The 1121-nt window shown below is 59.9% G+C and carries 2 protein-coding genes; both read right to left on the bottom strand.

What is annotated here, in order from left to right; all coding sequences use genetic code 11:
* On the bottom strand, window positions 1-853 hold an 853-nt coding region (locus tag ABIB35_RS18705), incomplete at its 3' end, for an IS3 family transposase (protein WP_354183242.1).
* Window positions 853-1121, bottom strand: a 269-nt coding sequence (locus ABIB35_RS18700) for a transposase (RefSeq protein WP_354183241.1), incomplete at its 5' end; no start/stop codon positions are given. The genes ABIB35_RS18705 and ABIB35_RS18700, both read right to left, overlap by 1 nt.

Raw genomic sequence — 1121 nt, 5'->3', positions numbered from 1 at the left:
CGCCCTGTGATGAGTATTCCAGCTCAAAGTCCACGGGGCTGACATTAGCGATTGAAGAGTGGCGGCGGCGCTGGTTATAGCGGTCCTCTATCCACACCCCGACCTCACGGATTGCCCGTGCCCGGGTAGGCCAGACACGACGGTAATAGAACTCGGTTTTCAGTGTCGCGAAGAAGCTCTCCGCCATCGCATTGTCCCAGCAAATACCGGTCAATCCCATCGACCGGGTGATGCCGTTCGCTGCGGCAAACGAGGCGATCTGGGCCGAGGCATATTGGGTACCTCGGTCGCTGTGAAAGATCATCGATGCCGGTCTTTCTTCACGCAGCACGATAGCCATTTTCAGGGCATCCTGGATCAGGTCCGTACGCATGTGATCAGCGATCGCCCACCCGATGACGCGCCGGCTGTGGGCATCGATCACCGTGGCCAGGTAAACCCAGCCCTCCCACGTGCGCAGATACGTGATGTCGCCGACCCAGACTCGGTTCAAAGCCCCGGTGTCCCACTGTCGTTTCACGGCATCAACTGGATACGCGTCTGCGCGGTCAGTGATGGTGGTGGTCTTCCACTTTTTCGGGCAAATACCCGCAAGCCCAAGGGACCGCATGGCTTTAGCGACGGTTTTGCGGGACACGGTTTCACCGTCGGCACGTAAATCCGCAAGGATCCGCGGTGCCCCGTAAACCTCGTCGGAATCTCCGTGAAAGTAGGCAACTTTCTGCTCAATGTGTATCCGGCGGATCACCGTCGCTGACGGGACCCGGCCTACCCAGGCGTAGTACCCGGAGCGGGAGACTCCGAGCAGTCGCGCCATGGCCACGATGCTGAAGCTGCTCTTCTGCGCGTGCATCACTTCGAACGCCTGCTGTTCGTATCCGATGCTTCCTGGGCGAAGAAGAGGGACGCTTTTTTTAGGAACGCCCGATCAAGTTTTAGATCCGCGTTCTCTTTGCGCAGCCGCAGCAGCTCCGCTCTTTCGGACTCCGTCACCGCGGTCTCACCGGTGTCGTTGCGGGCCTTGAAGCTATTGACCCAGCGGCCCAGAGTGGCCTCGTTCAGCCCAAGTTCCCGGGCAACAGTGGCAACCGCCCTGCCGGTGGTGAGGACCAGCTTCACTG

Source organism: Arthrobacter sp. UYP6 (assembly GCF_040547315.1).
Classification (GTDB): Bacteria; Actinomycetota; Actinomycetes; order Actinomycetales; family Micrococcaceae; genus Arthrobacter_B.
The sequence above is the reverse complement of the archived record's forward strand: the minus strand, read 5'-3'. Positions and strand labels throughout refer to the sequence as shown.